General features: G+C 38.4%; 13 protein-coding genes. 4 read left to right on the forward strand and 9 right to left on the reverse strand.

Going from position 1 to position 13,846, the window contains the following annotated elements:
* Positions 1–9: 9 nt before the first annotated feature.
* The 5 genes from ptsP to nagA are packed head-to-tail and all read right to left on the reverse strand — an operon-like array spanning position 10 to position 4,638.
* Positions 10–1,719 (reverse strand): phosphoenolpyruvate--protein phosphotransferase, encoded by a 1,710-nt coding sequence (gene ptsP, locus MKX47_RS14525; protein ID WP_340775524.1) that lies wholly within the window; start codon positions 1,717–1,719, stop codon positions 10–12.
* Positions 1,713–1,982 (reverse strand): HPr family phosphocarrier protein, encoded by a 270-nt coding sequence (locus tag MKX47_RS14530; RefSeq protein ID WP_340775526.1) that lies wholly within the window; start codon positions 1,980–1,982, stop codon positions 1,713–1,715. The genes ptsP and MKX47_RS14530 overlap by 7 nt, the downstream gene beginning before the upstream one ends.
* Positions 1,983–2,004: 22 nt before the next feature.
* Positions 2,005–2,721: a sugar isomerase domain-containing protein gene (locus tag MKX47_RS14535; RefSeq protein WP_340775528.1), complete on the reverse strand. Its 717-nt coding sequence runs from the start codon at positions 2,719–2,721 to the stop codon at positions 2,005–2,007.
* 4 nt (positions 2,722–2,725) lie between these two features.
* Positions 2,726–3,457, reverse strand: coding sequence for a GntR family transcriptional regulator (locus MKX47_RS14540; RefSeq protein ID WP_340775530.1), 732 nt, complete (start codon positions 3,455–3,457; stop codon positions 2,726–2,728).
* 17 nt (positions 3,458–3,474) lie between these two features.
* Positions 3,475–4,638, reverse strand: a complete 1,164-nt coding sequence (gene nagA / locus MKX47_RS14545) for an N-acetylglucosamine-6-phosphate deacetylase (RefSeq protein WP_340775532.1) — start codon at positions 4,636–4,638, stop codon at positions 3,475–3,477.
* 518 nt (positions 4,639–5,156) lie between these two features.
* Between nagA and MKX47_RS14550 the strand changes: the two genes are divergently transcribed.
* Positions 5,157–5,378 carry a DeoR family transcriptional regulator gene (locus tag MKX47_RS14550; protein WP_008408196.1) on the forward strand — a complete coding sequence of 74 codons (222 nt, stop codon included), beginning with the start codon at positions 5,157–5,159 and terminating at the stop codon, positions 5,376–5,378.
* Between the two features lie 192 nt (positions 5,379–5,570).
* On the opposite strand, the gene MKX47_RS14555 is transcribed toward MKX47_RS14550, so the two are convergent.
* Both MKX47_RS14555 and MKX47_RS14560 read right to left on the reverse strand, forming a co-directional pair.
* Positions 5,571–6,281, reverse strand: a complete 711-nt coding sequence (locus MKX47_RS14555; RefSeq protein ID WP_340775534.1) for a pseudouridine synthase — start codon at positions 6,279–6,281, stop codon at positions 5,571–5,573.
* Between the two features lie 86 nt (positions 6,282–6,367).
* Positions 6,368–7,984 carry a putative polysaccharide biosynthesis protein gene (locus MKX47_RS14560; protein ID WP_340775538.1) on the reverse strand — a complete coding sequence of 539 codons (1,617 nt, stop codon included), beginning with the start codon at positions 7,982–7,984 and terminating at the stop codon, positions 6,368–6,370.
* Between the two features lie 235 nt (positions 7,985–8,219).
* On the opposite strand from MKX47_RS14560, the gene MKX47_RS14565 reads away from it, so the two are divergent.
* A complete protein-coding gene (locus MKX47_RS14565; protein WP_340775541.1) occupies positions 8,220–9,479 on the forward strand; it encodes a BaiN/RdsA family NAD(P)/FAD-dependent oxidoreductase in 1,260 nt (419 codons plus the stop codon).
* 73 nt (positions 9,480–9,552) lie between these two features.
* Positions 9,553–10,368, forward strand: a complete 816-nt coding sequence (locus tag MKX47_RS14570) for a cysteine methyltransferase (RefSeq protein WP_340775544.1) — start codon at positions 9,553–9,555, stop codon at positions 10,366–10,368.
* Between the two features lie 38 nt (positions 10,369–10,406).
* On the opposite strand, the gene trhA is transcribed toward MKX47_RS14570, so the two are convergent.
* Both trhA and MKX47_RS14580 read right to left on the reverse strand, forming a co-directional pair.
* Positions 10,407–11,048, reverse strand: coding sequence for a PAQR family membrane homeostasis protein TrhA (gene trhA, locus MKX47_RS14575; protein ID WP_340775547.1), 642 nt, complete (start codon positions 11,046–11,048; stop codon positions 10,407–10,409).
* A gap of 139 nt (positions 11,049–11,187) precedes the next feature.
* Complete coding sequence (locus tag MKX47_RS14580) at positions 11,188–11,622, reverse strand: CoxG family protein (RefSeq protein ID WP_340775549.1); 435 nt, start codon at positions 11,620–11,622, stop codon at positions 11,188–11,190.
* A gap of 467 nt (positions 11,623–12,089) precedes the next feature.
* On the opposite strand from MKX47_RS14580, the gene MKX47_RS14585 reads away from it, so the two are divergent.
* Positions 12,090–13,805: an HD-GYP domain-containing protein gene (locus tag MKX47_RS14585; protein ID WP_340775551.1), complete on the forward strand. Its 1,716-nt coding sequence runs from the start codon at positions 12,090–12,092 to the stop codon at positions 13,803–13,805.
* The last annotated feature ends 41 nt before the right edge of the window (positions 13,806–13,846 follow it).

The following is a 13,846-nucleotide window of genomic DNA, read 5'->3' on the forward strand; positions in this document are numbered from 1 at the left end:
GCTTATAAATTATTTCAATATATCTTTCACAGCCTGTTCGACTTGCTGTGCCGTCGCTAATTGCAATAATTTTTGTACATGGGGCTCAAGCTGGTCCTTACTCAACGTCGCAAGCTGGCTTCGTACCGGTAAAATGGATGACGCGCTCATTGAAAACTCATCTAAACCAAGTGCAAGTAAAATCGGAATGGCAATTGAATCTCCAGCCATTTCACCACACATCCCTACCCATTTCCCTTCTGCATGCCCCGCATCAATAATCATTTTTACTAAACGTAGAACGGCTGGATGATAGGGCTGATATAAATTTGATATGTTTTCATTCATACGGTCTGCCGCTAATGTATATTGAATTAAATCATTCGTACCAATAGATAAAAAGTCGGCTTCCTTGGCAAATAAATCCGCAATAATGGCAGCTGACGGAATTTCAATCATTAGCCCAATTTCGATTTCCTCTGAAACGGCAATACCCTCTGCGCGTAATTTTCCCTTTTCTTGCAATAGCATTTCCTTCGCAAGACGAAACTCATCTAATGTAGCAATCATTGGGAACATAATTTTCAAATTACCAAAAATACTAGCACGCAACAATGCTCGTAACTGTGGACGGAATAGCTCCTGATGGTCTAAACAAAGACGAATCGCGCGATAGCCTAAAAACGGATTCATTTCTTCCGGTAATTTTAAATAAGGCAAGTTTTTATCCCCACCAATATCTAGTGTTCGTACAACAACCGGCTTGCCCACCATCGCCTGTAGAACCTCTTTATACGCGGCGAATTGCTCTTCCTCACTCGGTAAATTCATGCGATCCATATACAGAAATTCTGTTCTAAAAAGACCAACGCCCTCACCACCGACAGCGATTACCGCTGCAACATCCTGTGGCTTGCCAATATTTCCTGCTAGCTCTACAAAATGCCCATCCTTCGATACTGATTTTCGCTCCCGGTATTTTTCAAGCTGTAGCTGAAATTGCTGCTGTTGCTGCTCTAATTGCTTATATGCAGCCATTTGTTCACTTGTTGGATGAATGATAATTTCACCTGAAGCACCGTCGATAATTAACAGTTCGCCATGTTTAATATCCGCTGTGGCACTTCTAGCACCAACAATCGCCGGAATTCCCATTGTTCTTGCTAAAATAGCTGTATGCGATGTTTTTCCACCAATATCCGTAATGAATCCCTTTACATGCGTTGGGTCCAATTGTGTCGTCATGGATGGTGTTAAATCCTTTGCTACGATAATGACATCCTCTTTAATTCGACTATAATCTGGTAGCTCCACACCTAATAAACGGGCCATTACACGTTTCGATACATCATGAATATCTGCCGCACGCTCTTTCATATAGTCACTATCCATCGCTTCAAACATATGAATGAAAAACTGTGCCGTTTCATCTAAGGCATATTCTGCATTCATGCCATCTTCAATTTTCCCTACGATTGCAGTAATCAACTCTGGATCTTGTAACACGAGCAGATGAGCCCCAAAAATCGCGCCTTTATCTTCCCCATACTTTTGCGAAGCGACTTCTTGAATATGTTCCACTTCATTTTTAGCATGAAGAATGGCTTCATTAAAACGTCGGATTTCTGCTTCACTATTTTGAATAGACTGCTTTAAAAAAGATAAATCCGGCTCCACTAAACAATAAGCCTTTGCAAACGCTACACCGTTTGAAACAGGAATCCCTTTTAAGGCTAGCATTGTTCTCCAATTCCTTTCGATGCAATCACTTCACTAATTGTTTGTAACGCCGCTTCCTCATCACTTCCTTGTGCTGAAATGGCAATTGTGCTACCCGTAACAACTCCCTGTGCCATGACACCCATAATTGATTTTAAGTTAGCCGATTTCCCATTGAAGTGTAAGGTAATATCTGCCTCAAATGGCGTAGCTGCCGTTACAAGTAATGCCGCTGGTCGTGCGTGAAGTCCTTCTGGTGCCGTAATTTTAAATGTTTTTTCCATCCTTCATTCCTCCAATTAATGTTTAAAATAAAATGCGATGCGCGTATTTTTGCATCATATCCGCATTATGTGATGATTTTCCATTGACATTTGCACTTTCAAATACAGGAAGTGGCACTGTATTTTCAGCGAGTATTTCAATGACCATGCTCACTAATGTATTTAGTATGGTCGCACTTACGACTGTTGAGGCGGGGGCATATTGCAAGCCACCATGCTGGAGTAAACCATCGCCAACAGGTATATGCGTATTCATCGCTACATCCACGACTTCTTCTAGGCGCTTGCCACCCGCATGAGCCGTTTCATAGTTCCGATAATTTAATGATTGTAAAGAACATGTGAATATTCCCTGTTTCTTTGCTAAAATGGCTGCATCAATCGGCGCACAGTTTCGCCCAGATGTAGATATGACTAAAAAGACATCGTGCTCATTGAATTGAAAAGCCTGTGCATTTTGCTCAATAATTAGGGGATTCTTTTCATTTTTCGATGACGCTATTGCGCCAGCCTGTAATGTTAAAGGCTCAATCGTAATCGGTCGAACTGGAACAAGCCCGCCTGCACGATAAAAGGTTTCTAATGCAAGTAAATTGGAGTGCCCACAGCCCAAAATTTGTACTATACCACCCGCTTGAATACTTGTTGCAATGATTGCAGCCACTTTTTTCAAAACAGGCTCTTCTTTTTCAAGGACAGTAGCTAATAATCGTTGAACTTCTACTACGTATGGATGCATATTCTCACCTTTTAATTTCACTTATAAATTTATAGCTATCTGCTCGGTAAGTGCTTTCTACCATTTCAAAAGGGAAGCCGTCGCTCAAATAACTGATGCGTTTAATATTTAACACAGCCGAGGTTGGGCTAATTTTTAACAGCTTGCTTTCCTCCTTTGTCACAATAGATGCTTCAATTTGCTGCACAGCATTACCTATTTTTTGTGGGAACCTCGATTCAACAAGCTGATAAAATGAACCTGCTAGTTTTTGTTCATCTAAATCAGGTAATAGCTTTACAGGGATATAGGCTCGTTCAATCGCCATTGGTTTATAATCCGCGCTTCGAATGCGCACAATGTAAAATGCTTCATCGCCCGGCTCCAAAAATAAATCATATGCTACATCGCGTGGTGGAATGATTTTTTCGAAGCGGATGATCTTACTGCTGGGCTTCATACCGCGTGCGAGCATATCCTCTGTAAAGCTTCGTAGTCCTGTAAGTGGCTGCTCTAGTTTAGGATTGGCTACATATGTGCCTCGCCCTTTTTCGCGGTATAATAAACCACTATTCACTAAATTGGTAATTGCCTGTCTCACGGTCATACGGCTTACATCAAATTGAACTGAAAGCTCCCTTTCTGAAGGAATGCTTTCGCCAATTTTATAAATCTCCGAATAAATTTTCTTTTTTATTATTTCTTCAATTTGACCATAAATTGGAATTCGGGAATTTTTATCGATTTGTGTTTGCATCTCCATCACCTTCCACTTTAAGGTTTTTCATAGACAATCTTTCCGTTACGAATTGTTTTTTGCACGGTTAATTGGCTATCTACTAATACCAAATCAGCATCATAGCCAATTGCGACGCGCCCTTTTGTTGTTGCTTGTAGTTGCCGTGCTGCATTGGATGAAGACATCGCAACAATTTCTTCTAAACTACAGTTTGTAATCGCTTTCATGTTTTTCACAGCTTGCTCCATCGTTAATACGCTTCCGGCTAATGTCCCGTCCTCTAAGCGCGCCCCATTGTGCGTTACATGGACCGCTTGCCCGCCTAGCTCGTATTTGCCAGGTGACAAACCCTTCGCTCGCATCGCATCTGTAATTAAAATAATACCCTTTGCGCCCTTTACTTTATATGCAAGATTTACTGCGTTTTTATGACTATGAATCAAATCGACAATTAATTCCACTGTGATTTGATCATCCTGTAAAGCAGCGCCAACTACTCCTGGCTCACGATGATGGAAAGGACGCATTTGATTATACAAATGGGTTGCCTGTGTAACACCGGCTTCTATAGCTGCTTGCACTTCCTCCATTGTTGCATCTGTATGACCCATCGAGGCAATAATATGGAGCTTGCGGAGCGCTGCAACAAATGCCAAACCATTTTCCAATTCTGGGGCGAGTGTCATAATTTTTATCAAGCCATCACTCAAAGCATACCAGTGCTTTAGATGTGAAATGGAAGGAGCTTGCATAAATTCGACTGGCTGTGCACCCGCGCGCTTAACCGATACAAATGGCCCTTCGACATGAGCCCCCAATAATTGAGCCCCTTCAAAGCGATCTTCATAATTCTTCAAATTTTCTAAAGCTGCCTCAATGTTTTTATCTGATTGAGTCATTGTCGTAGCTAAAAAGCTTGTTACGCCTTCTTTCACCAAATGCTTCGCTATTTCTTCAATGGCCTGCTGCGAGCTGTCCATTGTATCAAAGCCATTAGCGCCATGAATATGAATATCAATATAACCTGGCAGTAAAAATAATGACTGCTCTTTACCATCAATTATTCGAGTCGCTTCTTTTTTTAACGATTGACCAATCTCGCTAATTTTTCCATTTTCAATATAGATATCACAAAATTCCGTTCTTTCATCGCAATTGATAATGGTCATATTCTTCATCAGTACTGTTTCCTTCAACATCCCACCCCCTATTTTGGATTACAACATGTTTGCCATTACAATACGGTATAGTTGTCTATACCAATTATACACAAAAGTTATTTCTTTTTAAAATGTTTTTTGTATTTTCTGAATACTAATTTCAAATTTAGCATAAAAATTATACTAGACACTAAATCGAAATGCCTTTAGTTGTCGTAATGTATCTCAATTCAGATAAGCCTGCACATTGCGTTTAAGAATATTGATTTTACATTTTCTTAACCTATTTTTACGTAGAACAATCCTTCTCTTGCAATTATTAAATTTAATCAAAGTTTATGAATTTTCAGCAAATCTATCAATTTTTCGATCTCTATTATGGAATTATACTTAATTTTCCGCTATAATGTATGTGTCGGAATAATTATTCTGACCAAACTTTCAGAAAAGGGGATGTCTAAGGCAAATTAAAAAGAGCCTAAGTGCACTCCGCACATATCTTGTCGTCCGCTAGTCTTATGCCATGAGAATCTAAGATCGAAGGAGTGGTTTTTATTATGAAACCAACTACTGACAGAATGCTTAATCGTATTAAAGACGTGTATATGTTTATCCTCAATAAAGGAGAAGTGACTACACAGGATTTAGTCGAAGAGTTCAACATCACTCCTCGCACCATTCAAAGAGATTTGAATGTGTTAGCCTTCAATGACTTGGTAATGAGCCCAAGTCGAGGTAAATGGACAACGACGAAGAAAAAAGTTAAAATGACATCTTAGAATTTTTGATAGCGGCTGATTCTTATTTTGTGAGAAAGGACTTTATTGTCCCAACATAATTTAAGGTGTCGATCAGTTACACAATGTAATAAATAGACTTTTATGCTGAAAGTCAACCAGTTCCTAAAACACTGGGAACACAAAAAGCGAATGTCCTTTTCGTCGGGGACATTCGCTTTTTTGGCATCTATTTTAGCGCTCCAATAAACTCGTTAACTCTTCCTTCGTTAGCTCACGGTAATCGCCAAGCTCTAATTCTTCATCTAATTGAAGAGGGCCCATCGATAGACGTTTTAAGTACGTTACCTTTTTGCCAACCGCCTCAAACATGCGCTTCACCTGATGAAACTTTCCTTCTTGAATCATTAGCTCAATTTCAGACTCATTACCTGAGGCCAATATTTTTAATTCACCCGGCTTTGTATGATAGCCATCATCCAGTGTGACTCCCTGCGCGAATGCTTCGATATCAGCCTCTGTTACAACACCGTCAATTTTTGCATAATACCATTTCGGTACATGCTTTTTCGGCGATAATAAATTATGTGCTAAGTTTCCATCATTCGTAATGAGTAATAACCCTTCTGTATCCTTATCTAAACGCCCTACTGGAAATGGCTCAAAATGCTGTATATACGGGTCTAATAAATCAATTACTGTTTTATCCTGACGATCTTCTGTCGCAGAAATCACTCCTGGTGGCTTATTCATCATTACATAAATGAATTCAATATATTCTACACGTTCCCCGAATACGGAGACAATTTGCTGTTCTGGATCGACATGCATCGCTGAATCCTTTACCACTTCACCGTCTACTGTTACTGCTTTTTGTTTTAATAATACTTTTACTTCCTTACGTGAGCCGTAGCCCATGTTCGCTAATAGCTTATCTAAACGCATATAATTCCTCCATATTTTAGAAAAGGCTAAAGCGCCCGTTTAGCCTAGACATTTGAAAAAGGACGCCTATTAGACGCCCAGCTTGTTTATTTAACGATACGTAATTTTCGCAGTACTTTTGTTAATCTTTCACCTAATAATAATTGTGCTAAGCCAAGCTTATATGAAATTGTCCCGTAAACAGCCATACCGATTCCCGCACAAATGACGGCATACAATAATGCCATTAATTTAGAATCGACTGGGGCAATTGCTGTTAATATCATATGTGTGATTGCTACTACCAACGTCATTAAAGCGGTCAATAAAAGAATCAACATAATTCGGCGACGCGCTACCTTCATTTGGTAATTGGTTACCCGATTAATAACAAACACATTAATACCGATTGTTGTAAGATACCCAATAGCCGTTGCTAAAATCGCACCATCCACCGACATTAATTTAATAAGCGGGGTATTTAAAATCGTTTTCACGAACAAGCCCATTAATAAGCTAAAGATTACCCATTTTTGATAATCGACACCTTGTAGAATCGCTGCTGTGACTGAAAATAGACCAAATAAAATGGCAAGTGGTGCATAGTGACTTAATACCTGTGTGCCCATTTCGCTATATTCAAAGAAGAAGTGGTATAAATCCTCGGCTAAAATCGCGATACCAATAGCTGCTGGCACTGTAATAAATAATAGCACTTGATAGGTTTTGTCAATTGCTCCGTGGACTAGGCGTAAATTTCCTTCCGTGAAAAATTTCGTCACCGTTGGAATAATCGCCATCGAGAAGCCTGTCGCTAATACAACAGGAATCATCACAATTTTTTGTGTTAATAAATTCAGCATCGTAAAGTATGTATCCGTTATATCCGCTGACACACCTCCTGCAATCATTGCACGGTTGAATGTGAGCAGATCCACTAATTGGAATAAGGAGCTCCCAAGCCCGACGAAGACTACTGGAATGGAGTATTTGAATATTTCCTTATACATTTCCGAGTAAGGCAACTGATGTTGTTTTGGTGCAACGACTTGAATAGCTTTAATTTCTGGACGAAGCTTTTTCCAAAAATAAAACAGTGTCAGCAGTCCACCAAGAGCGCCAATAAATGCAGCAAATACGGCGACATTGATTGCGGTAATCTTGTCTCCATTAAAGACCTTTACTACTAAGAACGCACCGACAAGTAAAAAGACAATACGCACAATTTGCTCCACAAGCTGCGACACCGATGTCGGCAAATAATGACCATAACCTTGTAAATAACCACGTACTAAGCTCATAAAAGGCACAACAATCAAGGCATAGCTTACCCATTGAATAACATTTGCAATTTGCTCCACGCTAAACGTCTGCTCGCTATCCACAATGACAATGTTGGCTATCGGTGTTGCTAATAAATTCATAATAATAAACGCCACAAGCCCTGTAAGCGTCATGAAAAGTGCACCCGTTTTTACTAAGCGACGTCCTGCATCATAATCACCGAGTGCATTGTATTTCGATACGAATTTCGATACTGCAATGGGTAGCCCAGCAATCGCGATACTTAGCATAATATTGTATGGAATATAAGCATAGTTATATAAGCCAATATTTTCTTCACCGACAATCGCATAAAACGGGAATATATAAACTAACCCTAAAAGCTTCGATAAAAACAACCCGATTGTTAAAATCGCTGTTCCCTTCATTAAAGAAGACATGAAAAAACCTACCGATCCTTATAGAAATTCAAAGTGAAGCGAATGGCATCACTCTTACATTTGACAGTTTTAATAATGACGACTTCCCTTTACTAGAAGTTTCATTGTATTTCCCTATAACAGTTTACATGTGAAAGACCATTTACTCAAATAGTTTCTGCATTTCATGTATAATAGGTCATAGAAAACTTTAGCCAGAGCAGAAAATTTTTTGTAAAGAAAGTGAGAAATAACTATGTTTGATTGTATCGTTATCGGAGGCGGGCCTTCGGGTTTAATGGCCGCTATTGCCGCAGCTGAGCAAAATAAAAAAGTATTATTATTAGAAAAGGGTTCCAAGCTTGGGAAAAAACTTGCCATTTCTGGAGGTGGACGCTGTAATGTAACGAATCGTCTATCTGTCGAAGAAATTATTAAGCATATTCCAGGCAACGGACGCTTTATGTATAGCCCATTTACTGTCTATAACAACGAGGACATCATTCGCTTTTTTGAGGGACTTGGGGTGCCTTTAAAAGAGGAGGATCACGGTCGTATGTTCCCCGTCTCGAATCGCGCACAAGATGTGGTCGATGCTTTAGTCAATGAATTGAAGCGTTTAAAAGTAGAGGTTCGTTTGCACACCGCTGTCAACAAATTAATGACGGACGAGGAAAAAATTTTCGGTGTACGTTTAGAAAATGGTGAAGAAATCCGAGCAAATGCAGTTGTCGTCGCAGTTGGTGGCAAAGCAGTTCCACAAACGGGGTCAACCGGAGATGGCTATCCATGGGCTGAACGTGCAGGTCATACTGTGACAACTCTTTTCCCAACAGAAGTACCCGTTACATCCAAGGAGCCCTTTATTCAATCACGCGAGCTACAAGGCTTGGCATTACGTGATGTCGCAGTCTCTGTGTTAAATAAAAAGGGCAAAGTGCTCGTTACACATCAAATGGATATGCTATTTACGCATTTTGGTTTGAGCGGTCCTGCTATTTTACGCTGCAGTCAGTTTATTGTGAAAGAGCAGCTGAAATCAGGAAGTGCGCCTGTACAAGTGCGAATTCAATCCTTACCGAATTACAATGAAGAAACATGCTTCCAACTATTAAATAAAACAATAAAAGAAGAGCCCAAAAAAGCAGTGAAAAATTTATGGAAGTCACTTGTTCCAGAACGCTGGCTCTTATTTTTACTGGATCGTGCTGGCATTGACGCAGCACTTACCGGTATCGAATTATCCCAAGAAAAAATTCGCAATTTTGCCCGTGCATTAATTAGCTTTACAATGGATGTGCATGGTACGCAATCTATTGAGAAGGCATTTGTTACTGGTGGCGGCGTATCTGTTAAAGAAATCGAACCGAAAACAATGGCTTCCAAGAAAAAGCTTGGTCTTTACTTCTGTGGAGAAATTTTAGACATCCATGGCTATACAGGCGGCTATAATATTACATCCGCACTTGTTACTGGACGTATTGCAGGCATGAGTGCAGGTTCTTTCAATTTTTAGGGAATTGCACCTAGCGATTACCAGCAATCCCTAGTATCATAAATGGTATGTAAAATCAGGAGGCTACAGCACGATGCTTAATTCTGACGCAAAACAATCAACGCTTTATTTAGCGGTAGATGATATGATGCAAATTCATTTATCTGTCAAAAAAATACGAGACTTAAATAACGATGAGTTTTCATTCGCGGTTCGCACATTTTGCTATGCCGAACAAGATGAGGAATTTGCCCAAAATGTACTTTTCAAACTGATTATCGGCATAAACAAACAAGGGCAAGGCATGACAATCGCTGTAGATTTAGTCAATATCCCTACTGTTTTTCCTTTGCAATTAAAAAATATTATCGAACATATTCAAAAAAGTCCTGCCCTATTGGAAAGTCTGTATAATCAACTTTCCTATTTACAGGCATCTGATGAAGAAGAAAAAAGAATTCAGGCACAGCACGCAAAGGCCTTTTTATTAGATAATCTTACAAAGGGTATTACAAGCTTTACGACCAATAGGCAGGCAACCGAGATGGCTTGGCTTACGAATCAAAACCAGCAGATTTCAAATATTAGTCCCTTTTTACTCGACGAAAAAGGCGGGCATATTCAATTTACTGTTCAAATTGGGTTCAAGCACCCTTATCTTATGCAATGCTATGAAGTAGATTGCATGATGCATATGTTTAATGAGGGCGAGAAGCTAGGGTACTATTTTGAGCTTTATTTAGATCAAGAAAATTTCCATCACCAGCTAATGTACGAAAAATTACCGGATCAGTTTATGGACAATAAAGCCTTTTTACAGCAAATTTTAACGCAAATGAAAAAACGTAACGAAGAACAATACGATGACTATTTGCATGATTTAATCGAAAAATTTACCTCGAGTATTTAAAAAAAATCGGCTCTCCAAACACGAGAGTCGACTTTTGTTTATACAAATAAATAAATTGCTAAAAACATTGCTACACTGCCACCCATTACAAATAAATGCCAAATCGCATGATTGTAAGGGATGTTTTTATTTTTATAAAAATACGTGCCGATTGTATAGCTTAGACCTCCAGCAAGTAAGGTAAGGATACCTGCAACACCTATATGTGCGAACAACGGTTTGAACACAAAAATGATAATCCAGCCCATACCAATATAAACAAGTAAGGATGCCTTCATAAAACGATGTACGAAAAATTGTTTTAGTGCGATACCAATTACGGCTAATATCCATTGAATCGCAAAAATTATCCAGCCTAATGTGCCACCAATTGCAATGAGTACTACCGGTGTATAGGTCCCTGCAATTAGTAAAAAAATCGAGCTATGATCCAGTTTTTTGAGGAAAGTTTTGTGCGTTGGCCATACGTGATACATTGTTGAAGCTAAATACAAGCAAAACATTGAGATTCCAAAAATTATATAACTGACAAGCTCTACTGTTGATCCATTTGCCTGCGCTTTTGCGACGAGCGCAATGGTAGCTGGGATTGTTAACAGCGCAGCAATGCCATGCGTCAAGCCATTCCAAAATTCTTCCTTGGCACTGTAGCCACTTTGTTCCACTATGATTTGTGTCATCAAAACCACCTCTTTCTTACCTTTAGTATAAGAGAAACCTGTCCGCTCACACATAGGAAAATGTCATCGCTTCCATATGATATTTATCACAAAAAAAGGGAGTATCCTAGAAACTCTTCTCGGACACTCCCTTTCGATATTATGCTTGAATATGTCGTGCAATTTTTTCTGTTAAACGTGTTGTTACTTTAGGCAACAACACTTTAATTGCTGGTGTTAATACAGCACCCGCTAATCCGCCTGCATTCACATCTACCGTAGCTGTCATATATGTACCACCATCACGTGATTCGGCCTTAAATTCGCCACCACCCGTGAAGTTATCTGATAATCCTTTAATTTCAAATTTAATGCTTGATGGCTCGTTCATTTCAACGACTTTAATTTCTAATTCCACTTTTTTTGATAGGCCCTTGAAGTTCCCCTCAAATGTCCAATGTGATGTTTGCTCATCGATCTGTTTATGCGCCTTATACGCTGGAACTAATGTTGCCCATTTTTCGATTTTACTTACGAACGCCCAGACTTTATCTTGAGCTACTGGAATTTGTACTGAATGTGATGCTTGTGCCATTTTACTACACTTCTTTCTAATGAAATCGTTAAATGAAAATCATTTACTACTCTAGTATACATAAAATCGTGAATGACAAAAGTATCAATTTTCATGCAAATGTGAAGTCATTTCAACGAATTGTCTCCTAAATAAAGCATGCACATTCCATGATTATAAATTACAGGTTTCTACGTTACAGACAGTATTAATCTAGTAAATATCCCTTTAATTATTTATCTTTTTCACAAAATTGTAATATTTCCCATCGTTATTAGATAGTTTAGCCTATACAATATTCAAGTATTTTGATTTTATTATTATAACGAATGATAAATTTTATACTTAAAGTAACCATTCTAAAACGAACAATCAGTACTTTTTTATTAATTTTATAAACATCTATTAATAAAATATATCCATTTTTAAATAAAATTAACTTATAATAGAAAATAAATCGATTGTATCTAACAGTAGGAGTGTGAACTATGCCAAAAATCGAACAACTATTACTTCAAGATATCGTACCAGGAGATGTTCTTGCTGACGATGTCTATGTTAACAGTCAGCTAATCATGACAAAGGGTAGTCCCATCACAGAAAAAGCGATTGATTTACTAAAAAGAAAGCGCGTACATTTCGTTTCGATTTACTATACCGAACAAGTAATGGCGCCAACCGATTTAAGTCTCCCTGAAATCGAACCAAATTCCCCTCAGCCAACGGAAAGCTTAACCTTTAACTTTGCAACGAGCTCAGAAGAACTGGATGAATCCTTTGATTATTATGAGATATTAGCGGAACTTGATATTGAAATTCGTTATGGTGATATTTTAAAAGATGAGAAAAACATTGATTACTTGCATAAATTATTAACGTCCATTTTATCAAACAATGCCTATAAAAATTATTTAATGCAACTAAAAAAATGGGATTATCATTCTTATCTTCATTCGATCGATGCCTATATTATCGGTACGCTATTTGCGCGCCATTTAAATTTAAATAATATTGAACGTTTAGCGATTGGCTATTTACTACATGATATTGGAAAACTAAAAACTCCACGCGCCATTCTAGCAAAGCCTGGGCGCTTAACAGCACAAGAATTTGAAGAAATGAAGCTGCATACGCTCCATGGTGAGGCCATTTTCAACCAAATCGGCTTAAGTGATTTAGCCTACATTGCAAAATCCCATCACGAGCGCCGTAATGGAGAAGGCTATCCGGAAAGTGTGCCGACCGTTTATACTACCGAGCTTGAATTACTGCAAATAATTGATGTTTATTCTGCTACAACGATGAAACGAACATATCGTGATGCAATGCGTGCAGCCGATGCCTTTAGCTTACTTTACCGCGACGAGGAAAAATTTAACGATAGCCTATTAACCTTATTTGTTGATTTTATTGGTATTTATCCTGAAAATTCAATCGTGCTCTTATCAGATGGTTTCCATGGAATTGTTGAGAAATCAAACGCACAATTTCCTACATCACCGCGCGTAAAATGTATGGAAACAAATATTTCTTTCCATATTTCGATTAACAACGATATATCCATTATGAAAATGATTTCGCATCAATCGGAAGACAAGACTGCGCTTTTAAACACATTTTACAACGAGCTTGCTAGTGCCAATGTAGAAAGCGCCAAAAAAACCTATTTAAAAATTGTCGATAATTTTAAGGTCATTGAATATTTCACGAAAATATTCATCCCCGTCTATCAAATTCTAAATTTGCTGCATATGCAAAAGGCCATTTCCGACAAAAAGCATGCGGAGGTGATTGATTATATGAAGGAGCTCATGCAGCAAAAAATAAAGGAACAGCTTGAAAATAACTTATATAAGGAAGATGTTCTAATTTTAGTGGATGATCAATTTAAAAAGGATTACTTCTTCACGGTATTTTTAGGTCTTATTCATAATGACCGCGTAATGCCACATATAATGCCACTGAATGCTAGCCTTGACATGATTTTAAATAAGTTAGACACGGCGGATTTTACAACAACCTGTGTCATTAGCAGCACGAATACCGATATCTTATTACTGTCCTATTTACCCAATATGTATGAAGTACCGAAAAATAAAATTGAAAACTATTTAATCGGTCTGATTGGTGATAATAAGAATGTATTCAACTTCCACTATTTACTCGAAGATTTAGCTGTGGAACAACCTAATGTATTTTTCTAACTCCAAAAAAGGTCATGCTACTAGAGGCGTGACCTTTACCT

Origin of the sequence: Solibacillus sp. FSL R7-0668 (genome assembly GCF_038006205.1) — a bacterium.
Lineage (GTDB): Bacteria > Bacillota > Bacilli > Bacillales_A > Planococcaceae > Solibacillus.

Coding starts and splice junctions, on each gene's coding strand:
- MKX47_RS14565 (WP_340775541.1), top strand. CDS start 8,220: ATGTTTGATTGTATCGTTATCGGAGGCGGGCCTTCGGGTTTAATGGCC.
- MKX47_RS14550 (WP_008408196.1), top strand. CDS start 5,157: ATGAAACCAACTACTGACAGAATGCTTAATCGTATTAAAGACGTGTAT.
- nagA (WP_340775532.1), bottom strand. CDS start 4,638: ATGTTGAAGGAAACAGTACTGATGAAGAATATGACCATTATCAATTGC.
- MKX47_RS14535 (WP_340775528.1), bottom strand. CDS start 2,721: ATGCATCCATACGTAGTAGAAGTTCAACGATTATTAGCTACTGTCCTT.
- MKX47_RS14585 (WP_340775551.1), top strand. CDS start 12,090: ATGCCAAAAATCGAACAACTATTACTTCAAGATATCGTACCAGGAGAT.
- MKX47_RS14580 (WP_340775549.1), bottom strand. CDS start 11,622: ATGGCACAAGCATCACATTCAGTACAAATTCCAGTAGCTCAAGATAAA.
- trhA (WP_340775547.1), bottom strand. CDS start 11,048: ATGACACAAATCATAGTGGAACAAAGTGGCTACAGTGCCAAGGAAGAA.
- MKX47_RS14560 (WP_340775538.1), bottom strand. CDS start 7,984: ATGTCTTCTTTAATGAAGGGAACAGCGATTTTAACAATCGGGTTGTTT.
- ptsP (WP_340775524.1), bottom strand. CDS start 1,719: ATGCTAGCCTTAAAAGGGATTCCTGTTTCAAACGGTGTAGCGTTTGCA.
- MKX47_RS14570 (WP_340775544.1), top strand. CDS start 9,553: ATGCTTAATTCTGACGCAAAACAATCAACGCTTTATTTAGCGGTAGAT.
- MKX47_RS14530 (WP_340775526.1), bottom strand. CDS start 1,982: ATGGAAAAAACATTTAAAATTACGGCACCAGAAGGACTTCACGCACGA.
- MKX47_RS14555 (WP_340775534.1), bottom strand. CDS start 6,281: ATGCGTTTAGATAAGCTATTAGCGAACATGGGCTACGGCTCACGTAAG.
- MKX47_RS14540 (WP_340775530.1), bottom strand. CDS start 3,457: ATGCAAACACAAATCGATAAAAATTCCCGAATTCCAATTTATGGTCAA.